General features: G+C 50.9%; 24 protein-coding genes and 1 pseudogene. 16 read left to right on the top strand and 9 right to left on the bottom strand.

Going from position 1 to position 20727, the window contains the following annotated elements; translation table 11 throughout:
* The first annotated feature begins 60 nt into the window (after positions 1 to 60).
* From AC5JMP_RS25910 to AC5JMP_RS25875, 8 genes are all read left to right on the top strand, one after another.
* Positions 61 to 279: a DUF3285 domain-containing protein gene (locus AC5JMP_RS25910; protein WP_495854391.1), complete on the top strand. Its 219-nt coding sequence runs from the start codon at positions 61 to 63 to the stop codon at positions 277 to 279.
* 11 nt (positions 280 to 290) lie between these two features.
* The gene (gene ybeY / locus AC5JMP_RS25905; protein ID WP_495854390.1) at positions 291 to 872 is read left to right on the top strand and encodes an rRNA maturation RNase YbeY; all 582 of its coding nucleotides are present in this window, start codon (positions 291 to 293) and stop codon (positions 870 to 872) included.
* 174 nt (positions 873 to 1046) lie between these two features.
* Positions 1047 to 1496: a diacylglycerol kinase family protein gene (locus tag AC5JMP_RS25900; protein WP_495854455.1), complete on the top strand. Its 450-nt coding sequence runs from the start codon at positions 1047 to 1049 to the stop codon at positions 1494 to 1496.
* Between the two features lie 64 nt (positions 1497 to 1560).
* Positions 1561 to 2157, top strand: a complete 597-nt coding sequence (locus AC5JMP_RS25895; protein WP_495854389.1) for an anthranilate synthase component II — start codon at positions 1561 to 1563, stop codon at positions 2155 to 2157.
* A gap of 136 nt (positions 2158 to 2293) precedes the next feature.
* Positions 2294 to 3055 carry an MBL fold metallo-hydrolase gene (locus AC5JMP_RS25890; RefSeq protein ID WP_495854388.1) on the top strand — a complete coding sequence of 254 codons (762 nt, stop codon included), beginning with the start codon at positions 2294 to 2296 and terminating at the stop codon, positions 3053 to 3055.
* A gap of 100 nt (positions 3056 to 3155) precedes the next feature.
* On the top strand, positions 3156 to 4460 hold the full coding sequence (locus tag AC5JMP_RS25885; RefSeq protein ID WP_495854454.1) for an aminopeptidase P N-terminal domain-containing protein: 1305 nt from the start codon (positions 3156 to 3158) through the stop codon (positions 4458 to 4460).
* 383 nt (positions 4461 to 4843) lie between these two features.
* Entirely contained in the window at positions 4844 to 5341 is a 498-nt protein-coding gene (locus tag AC5JMP_RS25880; RefSeq protein ID WP_495854387.1) for a KGG domain-containing protein, read from the top strand.
* Positions 5342 to 5658: 317 nt separating this feature from the next.
* Positions 5659 to 6531 carry a transglutaminase family protein gene (locus AC5JMP_RS25875; RefSeq protein WP_495854386.1) on the top strand — a complete coding sequence of 291 codons (873 nt, stop codon included), beginning with the start codon at positions 5659 to 5661 and terminating at the stop codon, positions 6529 to 6531.
* 7 nt (positions 6532 to 6538) lie between these two features.
* Here AC5JMP_RS25875 and AC5JMP_RS25870 read toward each other — a convergent pair whose 3' ends face one another.
* Positions 6539 to 7306, bottom strand: a complete 768-nt coding sequence (locus AC5JMP_RS25870; protein ID WP_495854385.1) for a proteasome-type protease — start codon at positions 7304 to 7306, stop codon at positions 6539 to 6541.
* Positions 7307 to 7433: 127 nt separating this feature from the next.
* Here AC5JMP_RS25870 and AC5JMP_RS25865 point away from each other — a divergent pair, with 127 nt between their 5' ends.
* Both AC5JMP_RS25865 and AC5JMP_RS25860 read left to right on the top strand, forming a co-directional pair.
* Entirely contained in the window at positions 7434 to 7682 is a 249-nt protein-coding gene (locus tag AC5JMP_RS25865) for an RNA-binding S4 domain-containing protein (protein WP_495854453.1), read from the top strand.
* A gap of 145 nt (positions 7683 to 7827) precedes the next feature.
* Positions 7828 to 8187 carry a hypothetical protein gene (locus AC5JMP_RS25860; RefSeq protein WP_495854384.1) on the top strand — a complete coding sequence of 120 codons (360 nt, stop codon included), beginning with the start codon at positions 7828 to 7830 and terminating at the stop codon, positions 8185 to 8187.
* A gap of 19 nt (positions 8188 to 8206) precedes the next feature.
* On the opposite strand, the gene AC5JMP_RS25855 is transcribed toward AC5JMP_RS25860, so the two are convergent.
* The 5 genes from AC5JMP_RS25855 to AC5JMP_RS25835 all read right to left on the bottom strand — a co-directional run bounded on the left by AC5JMP_RS25855 (position 8207) and on the right by AC5JMP_RS25835 (position 13345).
* Entirely contained in the window at positions 8207 to 10081 is a 1875-nt protein-coding gene (locus tag AC5JMP_RS25855; RefSeq protein ID WP_495854383.1) for an ABC transporter ATP-binding protein, read from the bottom strand.
* Between the two features lie 39 nt (positions 10082 to 10120).
* Positions 10121 to 11383: a rod shape-determining protein RodA gene (gene rodA / locus AC5JMP_RS25850; protein ID WP_495854382.1), complete on the bottom strand. Its 1263-nt coding sequence runs from the start codon at positions 11381 to 11383 to the stop codon at positions 10121 to 10123.
* On the bottom strand, positions 11361 to 11504 hold the full coding sequence (locus AC5JMP_RS25845; RefSeq protein WP_495854381.1) for a hypothetical protein: 144 nt from the start codon (positions 11502 to 11504) through the stop codon (positions 11361 to 11363). The genes rodA and AC5JMP_RS25845 overlap by 23 nt, the downstream gene beginning before the upstream one ends.
* A gap of 29 nt (positions 11505 to 11533) precedes the next feature.
* Positions 11534 to 12604 (bottom strand): Mrp/NBP35 family ATP-binding protein, encoded by a 1071-nt coding sequence (locus tag AC5JMP_RS25840; RefSeq protein WP_495854452.1) that lies wholly within the window; start codon positions 12602 to 12604, stop codon positions 11534 to 11536.
* A gap of 150 nt (positions 12605 to 12754) precedes the next feature.
* Positions 12755 to 13345 carry an SRPBCC family protein gene (locus tag AC5JMP_RS25835; RefSeq protein WP_495854380.1) on the bottom strand — a complete coding sequence of 197 codons (591 nt, stop codon included), beginning with the start codon at positions 13343 to 13345 and terminating at the stop codon, positions 12755 to 12757.
* Positions 13346 to 14022: 677 nt separating this feature from the next.
* Here AC5JMP_RS25835 and hemF point away from each other — a divergent pair.
* From hemF to AC5JMP_RS25820, 3 genes are all read left to right on the top strand, one after another.
* Positions 14023 to 15081, top strand: coding sequence for an oxygen-dependent coproporphyrinogen oxidase (hemF, locus tag AC5JMP_RS25830; protein ID WP_495854379.1), 1059 nt, complete (start codon positions 14023 to 14025; stop codon positions 15079 to 15081).
* A 312-nt stretch (positions 15082 to 15393) separates the two neighbouring features.
* On the top strand, positions 15394 to 15753 hold the full coding sequence (locus AC5JMP_RS25825) for an STAS domain-containing protein (protein WP_495854378.1): 360 nt from the start codon (positions 15394 to 15396) through the stop codon (positions 15751 to 15753).
* A gap of 145 nt (positions 15754 to 15898) precedes the next feature.
* A complete protein-coding gene (locus tag AC5JMP_RS25820; protein WP_495854377.1) occupies positions 15899 to 16429 on the top strand; it encodes a pentapeptide repeat-containing protein in 531 nt (176 codons plus the stop codon).
* Between the two features lie 206 nt (positions 16430 to 16635).
* Here the strand turns inward: AC5JMP_RS25820 and psbN are convergent, their stop codons facing one another.
* Positions 16636 to 16803 carry a photosystem II protein N gene (gene psbN, locus AC5JMP_RS25815; protein WP_495854376.1) on the bottom strand — a complete coding sequence of 56 codons (168 nt, stop codon included), beginning with the start codon at positions 16801 to 16803 and terminating at the stop codon, positions 16636 to 16638.
* 97 nt (positions 16804 to 16900) lie between these two features.
* On the opposite strand from psbN, the gene psbH reads away from it, so the two are divergent.
* The 3 genes from psbH to pth all read left to right on the top strand — a co-directional run bounded on the left by psbH (position 16901) and on the right by pth (position 18321).
* Entirely contained in the window at positions 16901 to 17104 is a 204-nt protein-coding gene (gene psbH / locus AC5JMP_RS25810; RefSeq protein WP_495854375.1) for a photosystem II reaction center phosphoprotein PsbH, read from the top strand.
* Positions 17105 to 17354: 250 nt separating this feature from the next.
* Entirely contained in the window at positions 17355 to 17705 is a 351-nt protein-coding gene (locus AC5JMP_RS25805) for a TatA/E family twin arginine-targeting protein translocase (protein ID WP_495854374.1), read from the top strand.
* The gene (pth, locus tag AC5JMP_RS25800; protein ID WP_495854373.1) at positions 17698 to 18321 is read left to right on the top strand and encodes an aminoacyl-tRNA hydrolase; all 624 of its coding nucleotides are present in this window, start codon (positions 17698 to 17700) and stop codon (positions 18319 to 18321) included. The genes AC5JMP_RS25805 and pth overlap by 8 nt, the downstream gene beginning before the upstream one ends.
* 220 nt (positions 18322 to 18541) lie before the next feature.
* Here pth and AC5JMP_RS25795 read toward each other — a convergent pair.
* Positions 18542 to 18694 (bottom strand): annotated as a pseudogene (locus tag AC5JMP_RS25795) (ISKra4 family transposase); the annotation flags it as partial.
* A 156-nt stretch (positions 18695 to 18850) separates the two neighbouring features.
* Positions 18851 to 20656: a tetratricopeptide repeat protein gene (locus AC5JMP_RS25790; protein ID WP_495854372.1), complete on the bottom strand. Its 1806-nt coding sequence runs from the start codon at positions 20654 to 20656 to the stop codon at positions 18851 to 18853.
* Positions 20657 to 20727 lie beyond the last annotated feature (71 nt).

The raw sequence follows: 20727 nt of genomic DNA, 5'->3' as shown, positions 1-20727 counted from the left end.
CTTTGTAACTGAGTGCTACAGTCGGAGTAGAATCTTGTACTGATTGAGAGCGATCGCTCCATGAGCCAGCCCCAAACCGCTTCTGATCCTGCTTCCAAGCCAACTGAATCATCAGGTGGTGAGGCTTCTGTCCCAGAGAAGGCGACTGCACCCCCCAGCTACGTCAAGCTAGCCATGCGCAACATGGTACGCAAACGGGGCACATCGCTTTACCACTTTGCCCTCAGCACGATCGCTCTACTAGGGGTGCTGGTGGGTCTTGCCTACCTGACTCGCTAGAGGAATTGCGAATGTTGGAATCCTTACCTGTGCAAGTCGAAGTGGCTGTACAGGACTGTTTTTTTGAGGCGGCAGGGCTGGATGCTCCAGTGTCTGAAGCAGAGTGGCAAATTTGGTTTCAGCAGTGGCTCAAGGCTCTAGCGCCCAACTTCCTACAAAGCCCTATTTTTGAAGGGTATCCCGGCGTTGCAGAGCATCAAGAATATGAGCTGAGCTTGCGTCTGACCAATGATGCTGAAATTCAGTTGCTCAATGCTCAGTATCGCCACAAAGACCAGCCGACCGATGTGCTGGCATTTGCGGCGCTAGAGACAGACTATCCTCAGCTTGAGGACATGGCGGAGCAGCCGCTTTACCTAGGCGATATCGTGATTTCGGTAGAAACTGCCCAAACTCAGGCTCAGCAGCACCCTCTGCGGCATGAATTGGCGTGGCTAGGCGCTCATGCCTTACTGCATTTACTGGGATGGGATCATCCAGATGAGGAAAACCTGATGCTGATGCTGAAGCAACAAGAGAGGCTATTACAGCTCGTGGGGCTACAGACAGAGAGACTCCAGAGTTATTATCATGAAGCACATCCCAAGGCGTAAAACAGGAGCGCCTGACTACGCCGGGTCAGAAACCGTGAACTTTAACATTAATTTACCTGGCGATCGCCTAATTAAAGTTCATAAGAAAGTTGCAATAATAGCCTGTGGTTATACAGTTCCTAACTGTTGATTGGTTTACACCCCACCTCGCACCTGTTTAAGTTGCTTATGACTATGACTCCAGAAGTCCCGACAGAGACTCCGCTGCGCCCTACCGTTGAAAATAACAGGGCGCTTTCTTGGCGGGTTGCCTCCAATTTGTTTGTCAGTTTTAAGTATGCTTGGGCAGGGCTGAGCTACACGTTTTTGACTCAGAGAAATTTCCGCATTCACGTCACGGTCGGCAGTTTGGCGATCGCCCTCGGCATCTATTTACAGGTCACTCGCGTTGAAGTTGCCATCATTGGGTTAACCATTGGCGCCGTGTTGACCATGGAGCTACTCAACACGGCACTAGAATCGGTGGTGGATCTCACCGTCCGGCAGACCTATCATGAGCTGGCAAAAATCGCCAAGGATTGCGCCGCTGGGGCTGTCTTGGTCTCTTCCCTAGCCGCCGTGATCGTTGCCGGGTCGCTGCTGTTGCCTCCCTTGCTCGATCGTTTACAGGTCAACTTTTTTTAAGTCCTCTTCTACGCCCCTATCCTCTCGCTTTTCCATAACCTCTCGCTTCCTTAAAATCGCTCCTATGATTCTGGTCATCGACAACTACGATAGCTTCACCTACAACATCGTTCAGTATTTGGGAGAGCTAGGGGCAGAGCTGGCAATTGCCTCTGAGGTCGTGGTCTATCGCAATGACCAGATTACGCTAGAGCAGATTCAGCAAATGCAGCCTGATGGGATTGTGATATCGCCGGGACCGGGACATCCTGATGAGTCGGGGATCTCTCTAGATGTGATTCGGCTCTTGGGTGTGAACACGCCCGTTTTGGGTGTCTGTCTGGGGCATCAGGCGATCGGGCATATGTTTGGCGGCAAAATTACGGTGGCATCTGAGCTAATGCATGGCAAAACCTCACCGATTTACCACAAGGGCACAGGCGTATTTACGGGGTTGGAGAATCCTTTGACGGCAACTCGATATCACAGTCTAGTGATCGATCGCCAAACCTGTCCAGCGGATCTGGAGATTACTGCTTGGGTAGAAGATGGCACGATTATGGGGGTTCGCCACCGCGACTATCCCCACATTCAAGGCGTTCAGTTTCATCCTGAAAGCGTACTCACTCAGTCGGGTAAGCAGCTTTTGAGAAATTTCTTGGTTGCTATTAACCCTGAGTAGACAGTTCTGAAAATACATAAGCCATGCACATCGCTTCTCAAATACTGCCCCTAATCCCTGTAAGCTAGGTAATTGCAATTGTTGGGTGGCTGAAGCCCATTACACTTGCGGGGATCGTAAACTGTGGGAGGAGACTATGAAACGACGACAGCTGATTCAATACGCCGGGGCTGGTCTTGCTCTATCTTTGAGCGGTATTGTGGGGCGATCGGCTCAAGCCCAGAGCAGCGCTGTTAGCATCCAGTCGCTAGGGCATATGTGCTTTTTATTTAGCGGCGACGGACGGCGGATTCTGGTCAATCCTTTTCGACCGATCGGCTGCACGGCAGGCTATCGCGCGCCTCGCGTCGGGGCCGACTTGGTGATGATTAGCAGTCGGCTCTTTGACGAAGGGGTCATTGAGGGATTACCGGGCACTCCTCGAATTCTGGATGAGCCGGGAGTCTACGAGTTTAGCGGCATGCAGGTGCAGGGCATTGGCACCGATCACGACACCCGCCAAGGCAAGCAGTTTGGCACAAATGTGGTTTGGCGCTGGAACCAAGGTGGAGTTAACATCCTGCACTTGGGCGGTGCGGCGGCTCCTATCACAGTCGAGCAGCAGATTCTCATGGGTCGCCCCGATATTCTGCTGATTCCGGTAGGGAATGGTGTCAAGGCATACACGCCCGAAGCAGCGAAGGCGGCAGCTCTGGCGCTGAACCCGAAGCTGATTATCCCGACGCAATACCGCACTCAGGCCGCTGATGCTGCAACTTGCGATATTTTGCCGTTGGATAATTTTCTGTCGCTGATGTCAGGAACGCCTGTGGATCAGGTAGGCGACACAATTTCGCTGGGCAACGCCGATCTGCCTAGTTCAGGCAGTCAAATTAAGGTTCTAAGCTACGCTTTCTAGGACTGTCTTAGAGCGATTAAAAGTTGCCTTTTCTAGGGTCTGGGTACAACAATAAGAATTGTCTACCCCTCATATCGCTCTAGCTATGCAAACGCCAGTCATGCAAACAGAATATGCTCAGCGTCGCGCAAAACTCATGACTAGCATCGGCAAAGGCTCTGCGGTTTTTCGCAGTGCGCCCATGGCGGTGATGCATAATGACGTGGAGTATAACTTCCGGCAGGACAGCGACTTTTTTTACCTGACAGGTTTCAACGAGGCGGAAGCCGTAGCGGTGTTTGCACCCCACCATGAGGAGCATCGGTTTATTCTATTTGTGCAGCCTAAGGATCTAGAAAAGGAAACCTGGACGGGCTATAGAGTGGGCGTAGAGGCTGCCAAAGAGCAATATGGTGCAGATATTGTCTATCCGATCGCCGAACTAGACGAGAAGCTGCCGCAGTACCTGGAAAAAGCCGATCGCATCTACTATCGGCTAGGACGCGATCGCGCTTTCAATGAAACGCTTCTCACCCATTGGCAGAAGCTGCTGGCAACCTATCAGCGCAAGGGATTTGCTCCAACAGCCCTTGAAGATCCGGCTTCAATTTTGCACCCAATGCGCCAGATCAAAAGCGCGGCTGAGATTGACTTGATGCGGAAAGCGGCGGCGATCGCGGCTGATGCCCATAACCGCGCCCGCGAGTTTGCCCGCCCCGGACGCTATGAATATGAAGTCCAGGCTGAGATCGAACATACTTTTCGGCTAGAGGGCGCACTGGCTGCCTATCCCTCAATTGTGGCTTCGGGCGCCAATGCTTGTGTGCTGCACTACACCGAAAACAATCGTCGGATGCAGGACAACGAGCTGCTGCTGATTGATGCCGGAGCCGCCTACGAATACTACAACTCTGACATTACGCGCACCTTCCCCCTCAGCGGCAAGTTTACCCCAGAGCAAAAGACGATCTACGAGATTGTGCTGGAGGCTCAGATGCAGTCGATCGCCCAAGTTCAGCCTGGAAACCCCTACAAGCAAACCCACGATGTGGCTGTGCGCGTCATTGTCGAAGGTCTGATGGAGTTGGGGCTATTGCAAGGCGACATTGAAGAGATTATCAAAGAAGAGAAATACAAGCCTTTCTACATGCACAAAACTGGGCATTGGCTTGGTTTAGATGTTCATGATGCGGGTGTTTACCAGCATGGAGAAACCCCCCATAATCTTGAGCCGGGACAGATACTAACTGTCGAACCGGGAATCTATATTTCGCCCTATATCAAGCCTGTAGAAGGTCAGCCAGAAGTTGATCCGCGCTGGCATGGCATTGGTATTCGGATTGAGGACGATGTTCTGGTAACCTCTACAGGCTCCGAAATCTTAACGGCAGGTGTGCCCAAGTCTGTAGCAGAAATGGAGCGCTGACGCTGAAAATACACAAACTACAATAGACCTCTTGAGACCTCTTGCAAATTAACGCGACGTGCGACTCTTTCTCTAAAGCTCTTGATCTACGTGGGGCAAGCAAGATGCCCATCCCACAAGGCTTTTAGACCAAGTTGTACATCGCGTAAATTAAGATTTTCAAATTGGATAGGTTGGGAGCTTAGGTTTTGTAGGGGCAAGGCTCTTACCAAACCTACATTTGCAAGAGGTTCAATAAAGATCGGCATGAAGCCTGATCTTGTCTATCTCACAGGAGGGACAAGGGCGCGATCGCAGGTTTACCCTTGCGACGGAGTGATCTAGCTAGCCAGCTTTGTAAGCTAACCCTTGTACATCTGTTCGCACACCAAAGGTTTAATTCAATGGCAAGCAAGGAAGAGACTAAGGGCAAGCAAGGTTTTGCATCAATGGATGAAGACAAGCGCAAGGCAGCAGCCAGCAAAGGCGGCAAGACCAGCAGCAAGTCTGACGATACTGCGTCTACAGACTCTAAGTCTTCCAAAGCGGCTGCCGAGGTTGAAGATGATGATTCAGAAGATTTAGATGCCCTGCTAGATGCTTTTGAAGAAGGCGATCTGACCGCGATCGACCTAGAGCAAGCCACCGAAATGATTGAAGAGTGGCAAGAGACGTTGAGCGAATCCAAAGAGTCTGAACTCAAGGCAATCGGCAGCAGCCTTAAGAAGCTGAGTAAGTCGCTCTCCAGCGGCAAAGCTAAAGCAGAAGATCTTGCCGAATTGCTAACTCATCTGGGTGAGCAGGTTGACGAATCGGCAAATAATGCTGATCGCGGCTACAAGACCAAGCTTCACACCTTGGGACGCGCTTTTAAGAAAGCCGCCAAATCTCTAGAAGAATAAGCAATTTAGCAGCGATCGATCGTTGAACTAGATTAAGGGGAGCGATAGATAAATATTGCTCCCTTCTTGTTGGGCTACTTGACGCAAAGTGCAATGCCAATTTAAGACCCAAACAGGTTAAGACCCAAACAGGGCAGATGATTTTTGAGAGCCTCACTCCGCGCGGCTCTCAAAAATTTAAATTGGTATAAGAATTGCACAGGGCGCAAGGTTAGAATGAACCATATTCAGCTCAAAGTTAGGCACGATAGACTATTACTGCGCTAGGTCATCGAACGATTTCAAGCCTCCCTAGTATTCCCTAGTGTTTAACCCTTGTGCGTTATCAAATTACTCACACCACCTTCTATAGCTACGATCGCCCTGTTCTCCTCTCGCCTCACATCATCCGGCTGCGCCCTCGCTGCGACGTTCAGCAAAAGCTGCACTCATTTTCGCTCCAGCTTGATCCGCCGCCTAAGCAAATGTCAGAGAACGTTGACTTGGACGGCAACGCCATCCTCAAGGCCTGGTTTACTGAGGAACCGATCGCCCAATTTACCCTTGAGGCAATTTCTGAGGTCGAAACTCTTTGCCACAACCCTTTCGTCTATATGATGGAACCTTGGGCTGTGAGTCTGCCTATGGACTATCCCAGCTCTATCCTGAGCCGCTTGCAGAGCTACTTACAGCCTTACTGGAGCAATCCGTTTTCCCAAGGTGCGATCGATCCAGAAGCCATGATGCTAGCGCAAGACATTTGGCAAGCCACAAATAGCACGACTGCTTTTCTGAATGAACTGAATCAGCGTATCTATAAAAACTGCGGTTACGGAATGCGCGAAACCGGATCGCCGCTGCCTCCCGGCATCACTTGGCGGAGCAAGCAAGGCTCCTGCCGCGACTATGCTGTGCTATTTATGGAAGTCTGCCGAGCCGTGGGCATTGCCTCTCGGTTTGTCAGCGGCTACCAAGAAGGCGATCCTGACAGCAGCGATCGTCATCTGCACGCTTGGGCAGAGGTGTATCTACCCGGAGCCGGATGGCGGGGCTACGATCCTACCCATGGGCTGGTCGTGAGCGATCGCCATATTCCCCTCATTGCCAGCGCTAGCGCAGAAGACACGGCTCCCGTCAGCGGCAAGCTCAAAACGCTGGGCGTAAATTCATCCATGCGGTACGAGCTGTTCATCAAACTCATACAGGACTAGCATCCCCTCACTCCCCCACTTCCTCGCTCCCTGCCTCCTCATTCCCCACATATTCCCACTCAATATTGGGCATCTGCTCAAAAGCTTGCCGGAGCGAGATCTCCCAGAGCTGGCGCATTTTCACCAAATAGGAATCGCTCGATCGTAGTCGCAATTGATGCCGTAGGTAGAAGCTATCAGTTTCATACATCACCAGATCGATCGGCGGCCCTACCGAGATATTGGACTTCATTGTAGAGTCGATGGATAGCAGCGCTGACTTGGCAGCTTCTTCTAGCGGCGTGTCGTAGGTGAGAGTGCGATCGAGAATAGGCTTGCCATACTTGGTTTCACCAATCTGAAGAAACGGCGTTTCGGGGGTTGCCTGAATAAAATTGCCCTGACTATAAATCATGAACAGTCCGGGGGCTTCGTCAGGCATCTGCCCCGCTAGCAGCAAAGTCGAGTGGTAGTCAATGCGGTCTTTCTCCAGCCAAGGGCGCTCTTGACTCTGAATTTGGCGAACCTTGCCGCCAATGTATTGCGCTACGTCATAGAGCGTTGGCAGAGAATGCAGGTTTTCGCCCTTCAGCTTTAGGTCTTGATTCAGGTCATTGATCACCGCCTGAGTAATTGACAAATTCCCTGAAGCTGCGATCAAAATAACGCGCTGTCCGGCATCAGAAAAGTTGAACAGCTTTTGGTAGGTAGAAATGTGATCTACCCCTGCATTCGTGCGAGAGTCAGCCGCAAGAACCAATCCATGACGGGTGATGATACCTAGGCAATAGGTCATGAAGCAAGTTGGGATAATATGATGTGTCTAAAGATTTTAATCTCTCCGCTTCCACAGCCCTATGACAATGCCGGATCATTCACAAGATAATTTGCCAGAGAGTTCATTGGATAGCTCACTGGATGAACTGCCAAACGCTTCGAGTGCTGCTTCAAGCCCCGCGATTAAGCTAGATCAATTTTTGAAATGGTCAGGGGCAGTGCAGACGGGGGGTGAGGCAAAGCTGCTGATTCAGAGTGGCGAGGTCAAAGTCAACGGCAAAATGGAGACTCGTCGCGGACGCAAGCTGATGGAGGGCGATCGCATTGCGGTTATGGGTGAGAAATTTATTGTGCATCTCTCAGAGCTGAAGTCTCAAGCTAGCTCTCAGGATTAGGCTGGTAAATAGCAACTGGAAGCAGAACGGCTCATCCTCTGGGGAGGCGATTTCTGGGGAGACGATCGCAGCTTTAGCCCAACCAGTTTCCTGGAGCCAGTTTTCTAGTAATCTTTGAGGAGTCTGCGCCTAATTCAAGAACTTTATGGCTGATATTATGCAAACTGCTGATCTGGACAACACTATTTCTATTCTTCAACAGGGTCTAAATTCTATCTCTTCTGAGGATGCCCTGAAGCTCGTTGAAAGCTGGAAGCAGCAGATTAGGGCAAACATTTCTAGCACGACTCTAGACGAAGACCTAGAGCGGCTGAAATTAGCATTGATGGGGGTCACGGATGCTTCGATCGCAGCCGCCATTGCCGATCTGGGTCAAGACACGATTCAATTTGCAGACAGCTTAGCTAGCGAATCGGCGGATGGCGAAGTGGCGGATGGCGAATTGATAGAAAAAGTCAGGCAGCTAGGGGCTTTGCTATCTCAGGCAGCTAATTCCCTGGAGTAGGTTACTCAGGCTGTAGCCATTACCCCCCACTCCGTACGCCCATCTGGACGCGCCAGAGATTGGTATAAATGCCTCGCTGCTCTAGCAGATCGTCATGGTTGCCCTGCTCCACCAGTTTGCCCTGCTCCATCACATAAATCCGATCGGCATTGCGAATGGTGGATAAACGGTGGGCGATCGCAATGGTGGTCCGGTTTTGGGTAATGCGCTCTAGCGATCGCTGAATTGCGGCTTCCGTCTCGTTATCTACAGCAGAAGTGGCTTCGTCCAAGATCAGAATCGGCGGATTTTTCAGCACTGCCCTGGCGATCGCCAACCTTTGGCGCTGTCCCCCTGAGAGCTTTTGTCCTCTTTCCCCCACGATTGTGTCGTAGCCTTGGGGCAACTGATCGATAAACTCTTGGGCTTCGGCAACTTCTGCCGCTGCCATTGCCTCAGCCAGCGTTGCCGATGGGCTGCCATAGATAATGTTTTCTAGCACCGTGCCGTGAAACAAAAACACGTCCTGACTCACTAGCCCGATGGCGCTCCGCAAGCTGTGTAGCTCCAAATCACGCAGCTCAATGCCATCTACCGTAATGCTACCCGACTGAATTTCGTAAAACCGCAGCAGCAGCTTCACCAGCGTGCTCTTGCCCGAACCCGTAGAACCCACGATCGCCGTTGTCTTTCCCGCAGGAATGTGGAGTGACAGATGCTCGACCACAGGAGCGCGATCGCGGTAGGCAAATGTCACGTCCTTAAAAACAATTTCGCCCCGGATCGATCGCCCGTTGCCCAACAAATTGTCTCCCAACAAATTGTCTCCCAACAAATTGTCTCCCAGAAGCTTGTGTCCTGAACGAATGGCGATCGGTGTATCCAGCAAATTCATGACGCGATTTGTCGATGCCATTGCCCGCTGATACTGATCCAACGTTTCGCCCAGCCGAGTCAGCGGCCACAGCAATCGCTGAATCATCACAGTCAGCGTGCTGTAGGTGCCCACCGCCATCTTGCCCTCGACTGCCTGCAATCCGCCATATACCAGCAGCGCCGTAAAACCCACCAAAATAATCATGCGAATCAGCGGCACAAAAGCAGCGCTGAGGGCGATCGCCTGACGGTTGCTATGGCGATAGGCTTCACTTTCTAGCCGCAGCCGCTCGACTTCGTAATTTTCGGTGACAAAGCTTTTGATCGTGACAATGCCGCTTAGGTTATTAGACAAACGACCGCTGAGTAAACCGACCTTCTCGCGCACATCCGCATAGCGAGGCGCCAGCAGCTTTTGAAAGGCGATCGAACCCCACAAAATAAACGGCATCGGCAACATCGCCATCCAGGCAACGCTGGGCGCCACCAGAAAGAAGCCGCCGCCCACTAGCAGCACGGTCGTGATCACCTGGATCACTTCATTGGCACCAAAGTCTAGAAATCGCTCTAGCTGATTGACATCATCATTGAGGATCGACATCAGCCCGCCTGTGCTACGCGCCTCAAAATACTCTAGCTCCAGATCCTGCACATGCCGATAGGCATCCAGCCGCAGGTTATGCTGAATTTTTTGTGCTAGATTGCGCCACAGCCGCGCGTAGGCATACTCAAATACCGACTCCAAAACCCAAACTAAGACTGTAAAAGCCGCCAGAATCAGAAATTGTTGCCTGACATCTTGAACGCCGAACTGGGCGATCAAAGAATTCTGGCGCTGTACGATCGTATCTACTGCCACCCCGATGAGCACAGGGGGGGCTAGGTCAAAAAACTTGTTGAGGACAGAGAAGAGAGTCGCTAGCCAAAACTGCGATCGATAAGTCTGCCCATATTGCAACAGCCGCACCAAAGGCTGTTCAGATGCTTTATGGCTCTTTGCTTTATGGCTCTCTATGTTATCCCCTTTAGTCGTTGCCAATCTTTTAATTCCCGCGTTGCATAATGGTGCTGATTGAGACTAAAACTTCAGCCGATGGCGATGATTATTGACCGATTCCACAATGCCCAGCGCTATGAAATTGGTCAACAGTGCCGATCGTCCATAGCTGAGCCAGGGTAACGGAATTCCGGTCACGGGAGCCAGCCCGATCGTCATGCCAATATTGATCAGCACCTGAAACACAATCATCGACAGCACGCCGATCGCTAGCAGAGATCCAAAATTATCTTTGGCATTTTGGGCAATAATTACCAGCCGCAAACACACCAACCAAAACAGCAGCAGCACTAAAATACACCCGACAAAACCCATCTCTTCACCGATCGCCGAAAAAATAAAGTCGGTATGCTGCTCTGGAATGAAGTTAAGCCGCGTTTGGGTGCCCTGGTTTAGCCCTCGCCCCATCAGTTCTCCAGCACCAATGGCAATACGCGACTGGATCAGGTGATAGCCGCCCCGCAACGGATCTTTGTCGGGATCAAGAAATAGGGTAAGGCGATCGCGCTGATACGATTTCAGCACATGCTCCCAGGCAAAGTTGCCTAGCCCTCCCGCCACCAGATTGATCACCGTAAAGAAAAACGTCCCAATCCACGCCCAGGGCAGCGTTCTCCAGGCGATCGCACCCACTACCCCAATCCACACCAGCCATCCCGGTAGAAACAGCCCAAAACAGATAGCAGACACCAGCGGCGAAACCATCAGCAGTAGCCAACCCGGCTTAGCATTTGCCCAGTAGAGCATTCCCAGCAAAATTGCCCCAAACACCAGCGAGGTGCCCAAATCGGGCTGTAGCAGGATTAATATCCAGGGCAGAACTGTAATAGCCAAAGCTTTAAGGACGATCGGGATACTGGATGCCCCCTGTTCTTGCAGCAGCGAAGCCAAGACAATGATCACGCCCACCTTGGCAAATTCGGAAGGTTGGATGAAGAATTCTCCCACACCTACCCAGCTCTGTGCTCCGTTAGCGGTCGTGCCGATGAAAATAATGACCAACAGAACTACGTTGGTAATGCCATAGATAATCCAGCGCCACTGCATTAGGTTTTCATAGCGCCAGCGGGCAATCATTAGCGTTGCGAGCAGCCCCACGCCGCCCGTCAGATTATGCTGCCACCCATAGTTTGCCAGCTCTGTATGCATGACCGTGCTGTGAATCGCTACGCCACCCAACAGGGTCAACCCAACGCTAAGCAAGATTAAAAGCCAATCTACTTCTTGCCAAGGCTGGAGCAAAGATTTCCAACTAATGCGGCTAAACAGGGATTTTTGCAGCATGGGTTTGGCGGTAGGTCAAGAACTTGGAGAACGGATGGGTGATGGGATAAAGGGGTGGATGGGTGACGGGGTAGAGGGGTGGATGGATGATGAGAGTGTCCGAATCTACCCCTTTACCCATTCACTCATCTACCCTTCTACTCCTCTACGTCAAGCTAACGCAGCGATCGAGACACGGGCGGCAATTTGCTGAGCGATCGCCTTCAAAGCCTGAGCCGATGCCGAATCCGGCAGGTCAATGACGATAGGAATACCGCGATCGCCCCCTTCCCGCACAGGCATCTCTAGTGGCACACAGCCCAGCAAAGGCAGCCCCAGCTCTTTAGAAGTCCTTTCGCCGCCACCAGAGCCAAAAATATCGTATTGGCGATCGGGCAGATCGGGCGGAATAAAGTAGCTCATGTTCTCGACAATGCCCAACACCTGCACCTGCAACTGCTGAAACATTCGCAGACCCCGACGGGCATCCATTAGCGCCACAGCCTGCGGAGTGGTGACAATCACGGCACCTGCCATGGGCACCGCCTGCGCTAGAGTTAACTGGGCATCTCCAGTACCGGGCGGCATATCTACAATCAGGTAATCTAGATCGCCCCAGCGCGTTTGGTAAAGAAACTGGCGGATAATGCCGTTGAGCATCGGCCCTCGCCAAATCACGGGCTGATCGGGGTCAATCAAAAAGCCCATCGACACCAGCTTCACCCCATAGTTGAAAGCAGGCTCAATAAATTCGCCCTTTTCATCTTGCTGCACCTGAATTTTGGTGTGAGCTAAGCCCAGCATTGTCGGCGCGTTGGGACCATAGATATCGGCATCGATCAGCCCTACCTTTGCCCCCATCTGCGCCAGAGCCACCGCAACGTTCACAGCCACCGTACTCTTGCCTACGCCACCCTTGCCGCTGGAAACTGCCAGAATATTCTTGACTCCAGAAATGCCCGTGCGATCGGGCAAAGCCTTTTGCTGAGGCGTTTCCGCAGTCACCTCTACTGAGACACTCTGTATTCCCGGCAGAGCTTTGATTGCCCGTTCGCAGTCTTCCACTATAAATTGCCGCAATGGACAGGCAGGAGTTGTCAGCACCAGCGTAAAACTGACATTGCCCTCCTCTACCCGGACGTTACGAATCATGTTCAGCTCAACCAAGCTCTTGCGAAGCTCAGGATCTTGAACCGGACGCAGCGCTTCCAGAATGGCGTTGGCATTAATATCAGACGTTATATTCTTCACCGTGTTCTCCACCATAGCAGCGATCGCTAGAGCTACCTCAATCTAAACAGCAAACAGCTTAAACAGGAAACAGCTCGCTCTCAATGCCTCATTCTACCGTTAGGCAGAACGGGTTAACCGAACAAATTGGTAGAAGGCAGATTAGCAGAAGTAAGAGGGGGAGACGATCGCTTGACTAGCACCCAGCAGCAGCACCCAACCCAAAAAATCTAAGCCATCTGGTTTAGCAAACTTTTGCCGCCGGGTTGTGTTAGTCAATAGCTCTCGCTCTACGGTCTGCGCTAGCTCACTCGCCACCTTTGCCGCATAGGGGCGAATCACCGACCAAACTAACGGCGACAGCCAACCCTTGAGGGTCACCGAATAGGAAACGTAGGTGCCGCAAACTGTGGATTCTACTCGGTAGGTAACGCGCTCTTCCACTCCGGGCAACGCGAAAATTCTGACGCTCAACAGCTCTTGGGGCAGCACCCGTTCCACAAAGATTTGGATGGGCATTGGAAACAGACGGCTAACAGCCTGATAAATTAATCCCGGCTTAGGAATCTGACCGCGAGGCACATCCGTTTTTGCCAGCAGCGGATGCCAGGACACATCTGCCAAATCAACTACTTTTTGCCACAAGTCATCCACTGAGGCTGAACTCAAGACCTGATAGGTCACAACTAGGGGCGAAAATTCCCTCCAGCTTCGTCGCACCAGACGAACAATTTTTAACCAGAAACCTAGCATGACGATTTCCCTCTATCGGTCTCGCAGCAAAATAGCATCAAGATTCTCCCACTGATGCTGCATCTCTATCAGCTTATCGCTCTAGAATAAATCAGCGCAGTTTGCTAAGGATCACGTACAAGATAAAACCCAATAGTTTTTGGGGTAGTCCTTACCTATATACCACTATCGTTTATTGGAAGTGTCGCGCGGAGCGCGACACTTCCAATAAACGATTACGAGCCAGCTAATTTACGCAATGTGTGACTCTTTCTCTAAAGCTCTTGCTCGTCCTATAAGACTTTTAGATCAAGTTGCACACTGCGTTAATTTGCCATCTTCAGTCAATCGCAAAGTCCTCCTAATTTTTCTAAAAGCTGGATTTCAAAGGCTCTCCGCGCCTTTGAAATCCAGCTTTTAGGGTTTTGTGGCGCGCGCCACAAAACCCTAATTTGCGATCTGCTAGTTCTACGTGTATTGAGAGGGCTGCCAGCCTGAATTCTATGCCTACCCCAGCCCCATATTCGTTACATTCATTAACGTAATGCTGCGCTAGAGTGCCACACATCGGTATAGGCTAGATTAACAGGAAGGTTTGACCTACAGGGCAGGGTGAGTTTTACGTCACTTGTCTCTCCCAAACAGCCTTCGATCGCGTCATCAATTTTGCTTCATTATCGTTTGAATCTCTTATTGCTATGGTGAAATCTCCAGTCTCCGGCACAGCTTCAGGCTTCTCTGGCGCTTCTGCGCCTCCTTCTGATTCACGGCAGCGCGTTAGCGCATTTCTTCAGCAGTTGCAGGATCACATTTGCACAGGGCTAGAAGCTGCGGACGGACAGGGAACTTTTCAGGAAGACAGCTGGAAGAGAGAAGAAGGCGGCGGTGGGCGATCGCGGGTTCTCAAATCAGGCGGCGTTTTTGAGCAGGGTGGAGTCAACTTTTCAGAAGTTTGGGGACAGGAACTTCCTCCTTCTATTTTGGTGCAGCGTCCAGAGGCGGCCGGACACGGGTTTTACGCGACGGGAACCTCTATGGTTCTCCATCCTCACAGCCCTTACATTCCTACGGTTCACCTCAACTATCGCTACTTTGAGGCAGGCCCCGTTTGGTGGTTTGGCGGCGGCATCGATCTCACGCCTTACTATCCCTTTACCGAAGATGTGGTGCATTTTCACCAGACCCTAAAAGATGCCTGCGATCGCCACCACAAAGAGTATTACCCCACCTTCAAGCGTTGGTGTGACGAATATTTCTATCTCAAGCACCGTCAAGAAACGCGGGGCGTAGGCGGGATCTTCTTCGACTATCAAGATGGCACTCGCAGCAAGCTCTATCACGGCCCTAATCCCAAAACTTCTTCCAACCCCACGGGCACTGCGGCTCAATATAGCGATGCTGTCGGAGAAATCTCTCCTCGAAGCTGGGAAGAAATCTTTGCTTTTGTGCAAGGCTGCGGCAACGCGTTCCTGCCTGCCTATTTGCCCATCATCGATCGCCGACAGGGCTTGGAATGGGGCGATCGCCAGCGCGATTTCCAGCTCTACCGACGCGGACGCTATGTAGAATTTAATCTGGTTTACGATCGCGGCACCATTTTTGGGCTGCAAACCAATGGGCGCACTGAGTCGATCCTCATGTCTCTGCCGCCCCTCGTGCGGTGGGAGTATAGCTATCAACCTGAACCTAACTCTCCTGAAGCTCAACTCTACGAAACTTTTCTTAAGTCACAAGATTGGTTGGGCGGGGGGTTCTAAATCTTTGAACTCAAGCTGAGCCAATCAACTTCTCTGGGAATCATGCGATCGGGTGTAGAGATTATGACTTTCCTGGGGCACCCTGGGTAATATTGGGTAGGCTGTACCGAACTCGTTGAGTCAATAGAAACAGGAACTATCCTTCCCGTCAGATATTTCTGTCATCAGACATCTCTGTCGAAGGTCCGCTAAGATCTGCTGCGGGTTTCTCACTCTATTTTTGGCTTCGAGATCTTCGAGCCTACTACTTTCAGTGCTTCTGTGAATGGGTACATCGATCGACTACGTTTCTAGAGAAGGGCAAAAATTCCAATGGAGCAGAAGATTCATACCACTCAAGACGGCAAAACTGTCGTTGTTCTGGCTCCCACTGGGCGGCTAGACATCACGACTGCTTGGCAATTTCGCCTCAAGCTACAGGAATGCATTGCCAAAATTAGCCCGTATATTGTGGTTAACCTGAGCCAAGTCAATTTTATCGATAGCTCTGGCTTGACCTCGCTTGTAGCTGGAATGCGGGATGCTGATAAAGTGAACGGCAGCTTTCGGATTTGTAATGTCCATCCCGAAGCAAAGTTAGTTTTTGAAGTCACTATGATGGATTCTGTATTCGAGATTTTTGGCACTGAAGAGCAGGCGCTAGAAAGTGTACACAGAGGCATTGCCAGCTAAATAGCTTGTCCTCTGTAAGAATACTGAATCTTCTCTTGTCAAATCCCAAGGTAGGGGCAAAGTTCCGTGTTTCAGCCCAGAGAGTGGCACCGGATTTCCCAGACCTAGATTGAATGATGGAGTGTTCTTCACTTCCCGGTCTGCGATGAAAAGCTTTCAAAACTCTTATAGCGAATCTTCTCAAAGCAGTTTTATTCCCGGTAGCCTGATGCAAGCCAGTAGCTTTGCGCAAGAAAGAGCCGCTCTCCTGCTGCAGGAGTATGCAAAAGGTAAAAGAACATTTACCCGCGCTGTTTTAAGGGGAAGCGGATTGCATATTGTGGCTCCCAGTTTAGAAGAAGCCAACCTGAGCCGTGCCTGCCTTTTCCAAATTGGCTTAACTCAAGCGAATTTGCAGGGCTGTAACTTTACTCAGGCGCAACTCCGCATGGCAGATCTGGCAGCCGCTAATTTATGCTCAGCGAATTTAAGCGGTGCTGATTTGTGCCGTGCTAACCTCAGCCATGCCATTCTCAGAAATGCTTGCCTCGTGGCTGCTAATCTCAGCGATGCCACACTGATTGGAGCTGATCTCACTGGGGCAGACTTGAGAAGCGCTAATTTATCTTGCACCGATTTACGGAATGCAATCTTTTTTCAAACCCTCATGCCCGACGGAACCGTTCGTAATTCTTGACCGCTCGTAACTCTTGAGAGTTTGCAGCCCAGGGTAATATGCGCTGGTGCGTGGCTCAGAACTTTGGGTTTTACAGCCGTATTCAATTTCTTTAGGACATTTTGGTTGGCGCGCTCTGCGCGCCAACTAAAATGTCCCCGTCCTAACCTAGGTGAATACAGCTATAGCTTTTGAATTCAGTCTGAAATCCAAAGCTCGAAAGTTGACTAATCTTCGTGATCTTCAAAAGGGTCAGCAAGCTGCTTAGAGGGCGGCCCAAAGGAGAGGTAGACCGTAATGCCCGTGAGCAGCACCACAAAAAATGCGATCGCCCAGCTGATGTAGGTTGCAGGCTCTGAAGTATCGATAACGCTAAGAACTATTGCAGGTACCATGTGTTGATTAATAACGTATGTTGAAATGACGACGACAAGTATTATTCTTATAGTATTACGGATCGTTAAAATCTTTAGATAGCGATAAGGGTCACTCATGGCACAGCAGACTCGGTTGGGAGACATCCTCAAGCCCCTAAACTCTGAGTACGGTAAGGTTGCGCCCGGTTGGGGCACAACGCCGTTGATGGGCGTTTTTATGGGGTTATTTCTCATTTTCTTGTTGATTATTTTGCAAATCTACAACTCTTCCCTGATTTTGGAAGGTGTGAATGTGGATTGGTCTACGCTCGGAAAGTAGGGTCTGAACAGCAAGCTCGTTCTGGGCTTGCTTGAGACTCTCGCAAACTTAAGCTTTTTCCCTGGCTCGGCTGGGGATTTTTTCTGCATGAGGTCTGGCGCTATGGCTTTCATCACGGTGAGCCTGTCTGCATCCGGTCGATGCACGCTATTCGTATTAAAGTAGGGAAGTAAGGCTGTAGGACAGGTATGCTGCATCTATTCTGTGGCTCTCGGTCTAGGTACTACGCGATCGCTTTCAGGAGAATGCTATGAATATTTTTGGAGTTGGTTTGCCAGAAATGGCGGTGATTATGACGTTAGCACTGCTGGTTTTTGGTCCTAAAAAGCTCCCCGAAATCGGTCGTAGCATGGGCAAGGCGATTCGGGGCTTTCAGGAAGCCTCCAAGGAATTTGAAAATGAGTTTAAGAAAGAAGCAGAGCGCATCGAAAAAACGGTGAGCGAACCTAAAAAGGAGCCTCAGAGCGAACCTATGAAGGCAACTTTAGAACCCCCCGAACTCAAAGCCCTGGCATCTGCGGATTTGGATGCTGGGTATGAGACTGAAGACCAGCCTGAAGCTAATCCTGAAGAAGCGATCGCCCCTGTAGACCATGGCTGATACGGATGAAGCCCCAATGCCACGCCTGATTGTCGGGTTGGGCAATCCCGGCGCTAAGTATGACCACACACGTCATAATATTGGCTTTGCAGCGATCGATACTCTGGCGCAAACTTGGCAGATTCGGCTTGCCGAACATCGCAAATTTCAGGGCTGGTTTGGTGAAGGGGTAGCGGTGAAGGGCGCGAAGGTTTGCCTACTGAAGCCTACGACTTTTATGAACCTATCTGGACAGTCCATTCGGGCGGTTGCCGATTGGTACAAAATTACCCCGGCGGAAGTGCTGGTTATTTATGACGATATGGATCTGCCGATCGGCAAAGTCCGTTTACGTCAGTCGGGTTCGGCAGGCGGACACAACGGCATGAAATCGGCGATCGCCCATCTCAATAGCCAAGATTTTTCCCGGCTGCGGATTGGTATTGGCATTCCTCAAGACAAAGGCACCGAGGGAGAGGTGATTTCCCATGTGCTAGGTCGATTCTCACAGGCAGAAAATCGGTTAATGGCTGAAGTTCTGAAGCTTGTCGTAGATGCCGTGGAGCTGAGCTTCAAGCAGGGCTTTCCTAAAGCTATGAGTCTTTACAACAACCGAACTGTCGCCTTGGAGAGTTGAGAATATCCTGGTATAGCATTACGTAATTGAGTTAGGACGAGTTATTTTTTGAGAGCCGCGCTCCGCGCGGCTCTCAAAAAATAACTCATTGGATCTAAGCGCGTAGCGCTATACAGGATAAAGCCGCGCATTGCTTACGATCGCGTCGGAATTACAGCTGTAGCCATTATGGTTAAGACATTTAAGACATTATTGCCGAGGGTGTGACCAAAATCTGATGTTACCCTTCTGCTAAGTTAAAGCCATACTGATCAATTTTTGACCAAAACTGCTGCCAACGACCTTGGGAATAACTTAACGTCCGTAGACTCAAAACAAGGGCAGCACCCCGTTCTTTCCATTTCGTTCCTGCTGCATACAAGCGGGCTTTAATAAAAGGCAAAGACTGAAAAACCATCCATTGTTCGGGTTCAATCGCAATCATCACTTCTCGATAAGTAGTCGTGCAGCTTGATGCCGACAGCCCTGCTCAAAGTTTCGGCATTCAAGTCGATTGGGGCTTTGATTGCGCTTTTGAGTGGTCAATGGTTTAGCGTCCTAACCGCTGGCGCATCTGCTGTCGTAGGCTCAGGGCATCTTTGTAGTCCGGTTGAACTTGCAGCGCTCGATCGACAGAGACGATCGCCTCATCAAATCGCTGTAGGCTCCACAGCGCAGCTCCGCGATTGCTCCAGGCTTCTGCAAAGTTGGGCTTCAAACGGGTGGCTTGGTCAAATGCGGCGATTGCTTCAGTAGAGCGGTCGAGTTGCAACAGCGCAGTGCCTTTATTGCTCCAGGCTTCTGCAAAGTCAGGTTTCAAGGCGATCGCCTGTTCATACGACTCCAGCGCCTGCGGGTCTTGCTGTTGTCGATCCAGAGCATATCCCTTGCTCCACCAGGCTTCTGCATAGGTGGGCTTGATCTTTAGGGCAGCGTCACAGGCCGTGATTGCCTCAGTAAACTTTTCGAGAGTATTCAGGCTGTAACACCTTCCCCAGTGGGCTTCTGGTAATTTGGGGTTAAGTGCACTCGCTTGCTGGTAACGCTCGATTGCCTGCTGAAATTGGCTTTGCGATCGCAACTGATCGGCTTGAGCTAGCAGTGCAGACGCTTGAGCCACTGGATCTGGACTGGGGGAAGCTGAGGGACTCGGAGATTGAGCGGGTAATTGAGCAATCGGCTGTAGGGAGGATGCAACCTGAATCACCGTCGCCACAACGCCAAGGGCAGCTATGCTTACCAGCACCCGCCTCAGAGTCTGCCCCTGACCTAGCGTGGTCAACATTGATAGCCAACCCTTTAGCTTCATTGGGGCTGATTCGATCGGTTTATCAGGAGCCAGCAGCGGCTGAGTTATTGCCTGACTGAGTGCGTTAGGGGGTGGGGGGAGTAGGTTGTTTTTCCAAGGTAGAGTAGTAGATGCATCTAGCGATGGTGGTGGAACCGATTTTTCTATCGGAAATGACGTTTGATCAAGAGCATGAGTAGCCGCAGAGCCATCAATAAGCTGCTCGATCGCGGCTAGGGCTACCGCCGCTGAGGGATAGCGGGCGCGAAAATCGTAGCGGATCATTCTATCCAAAACAGCTATCAGGGCTGGACTCACCTGCGGAGCGAGATGTTGCCACTGAATTTCGTGAGTCTGAGGATCAGGTCTGAAGGATTGCGGTGACATGCCCGTTAGCGTTTGAATGGCAACCATGCCGACCGCATAGATGTCGCTACTGAAGCGAGGCATTCCTGCGAGTTGCTCACTGGGCATGTAGCCCTGGGTACCGATCGCGATCGTCTGTGATACACCATTAGCATGAGTGAGAGAAGTGCTAACTTGTTTGACCGCCCCAAAATCAATTAGGACAATTTTTCTATCTCGCTCACGGCGAACTAAATTAGCCGGTTTGATATCCCGATGAATGACATTCTGCTGATGGACAAAGTTTAGGACACCCAGAAGATCTCGTAAAAACGCGATCGTCTGATCTTCTGTCCAAGGTTGAACCGCCATCAGTTCAGGAATCAGCGTTTGCCCAACAATTAATTCCTGCGCCAAGTAAAACTCTTGCTGATGCTCGAAGTGTGCCAGCAAGTGAGGGATCTGATCATGGCTACCTAGCTGATAAAGCACTTCTGCTTCAGTGTCAAACAACCGTTTTGCAGTTTGCAGACTGGCGGCATCCGTAATTTGAGGCTGGAGACGCTTAATGACGCAGCGAGGATTTCCGGGTAAGTGTAGATCTTGAGCCAAAAAGGTTTGACCAAATCCACCGCTCCCCAATTTTTCAATGAGCTGATACCGCCCACCCAAAGGTGCCTCTGGCGGTTCTGATGACTGCTGAGAGAAGCGAAAACGGTTCACGCTGGCTACCCTACCCACATTGCTTGTCTTCGCCTATCTTACTCGTCTAAATTTAGAGTTGCAGCGAACGA

The sequence above is a fragment of the Drouetiella sp. genome (assembly GCF_059504425.1).
This window is presented reverse-complemented; position numbering and strand designations above follow the sequence as displayed.

Excerpts from the sequence above, each read along its gene's own strand:
- AC5JMP_RS25910 (WP_495854391.1), top strand. The coding sequence starts at position 61 with ATGAGCCAGCCCCAAACCGCTTCTGATCCTGCTTCCAAGCCAACTGAA.
- ybeY (WP_495854390.1), top strand. The coding sequence starts at position 291 with ATGTTGGAATCCTTACCTGTGCAAGTCGAAGTGGCTGTACAGGACTGT.
- AC5JMP_RS25900 (WP_495854455.1), top strand. The coding sequence starts at position 1,047 with ATGACTCCAGAAGTCCCGACAGAGACTCCGCTGCGCCCTACCGTTGAA.
- AC5JMP_RS25895 (WP_495854389.1), top strand. The coding sequence starts at position 1,561 with ATGATTCTGGTCATCGACAACTACGATAGCTTCACCTACAACATCGTT.
- AC5JMP_RS25890 (WP_495854388.1), top strand. The coding sequence starts at position 2,294 with ATGAAACGACGACAGCTGATTCAATACGCCGGGGCTGGTCTTGCTCTA.
- AC5JMP_RS25885 (WP_495854454.1), top strand. The coding sequence starts at position 3,156 with ATGCAAACAGAATATGCTCAGCGTCGCGCAAAACTCATGACTAGCATC.
- AC5JMP_RS25880 (WP_495854387.1), top strand. The coding sequence starts at position 4,844 with ATGGCAAGCAAGGAAGAGACTAAGGGCAAGCAAGGTTTTGCATCAATG.
- AC5JMP_RS25870 (WP_495854385.1), bottom strand. The coding sequence starts at position 7,306 with ATGACCTATTGCCTAGGTATCATCACCCGTCATGGATTGGTTCTTGCG.
- AC5JMP_RS25860 (WP_495854384.1), top strand. The coding sequence starts at position 7,828 with ATGGCTGATATTATGCAAACTGCTGATCTGGACAACACTATTTCTATT.
- rodA (WP_495854382.1), bottom strand. The coding sequence starts at position 11,383 with ATGCTGCAAAAATCCCTGTTTAGCCGCATTAGTTGGAAATCTTTGCTC.
- AC5JMP_RS25845 (WP_495854381.1), bottom strand. The coding sequence starts at position 11,504 with ATGGGTAAAGGGGTAGATTCGGACACTCTCATCATCCATCCACCCCTC.
- AC5JMP_RS25835 (WP_495854380.1), bottom strand. The coding sequence starts at position 13,345 with ATGCTAGGTTTCTGGTTAAAAATTGTTCGTCTGGTGCGACGAAGCTGG.
- hemF (WP_495854379.1), top strand. The coding sequence starts at position 14,023 with ATGGTGAAATCTCCAGTCTCCGGCACAGCTTCAGGCTTCTCTGGCGCT.
- AC5JMP_RS25825 (WP_495854378.1), top strand. The coding sequence starts at position 15,394 with ATGGAGCAGAAGATTCATACCACTCAAGACGGCAAAACTGTCGTTGTT.
- AC5JMP_RS25820 (WP_495854377.1), top strand. The coding sequence starts at position 15,899 with ATGAAAAGCTTTCAAAACTCTTATAGCGAATCTTCTCAAAGCAGTTTT.
- psbN (WP_495854376.1), bottom strand. The coding sequence starts at position 16,803 with ATGGTACCTGCAATAGTTCTTAGCGTTATCGATACTTCAGAGCCTGCA.
- psbH (WP_495854375.1), top strand. The coding sequence starts at position 16,901 with ATGGCACAGCAGACTCGGTTGGGAGACATCCTCAAGCCCCTAAACTCT.
- AC5JMP_RS25805 (WP_495854374.1), top strand. The coding sequence starts at position 17,355 with ATGAATATTTTTGGAGTTGGTTTGCCAGAAATGGCGGTGATTATGACG.
- pth (WP_495854373.1), top strand. The coding sequence starts at position 17,698 with ATGGCTGATACGGATGAAGCCCCAATGCCACGCCTGATTGTCGGGTTG.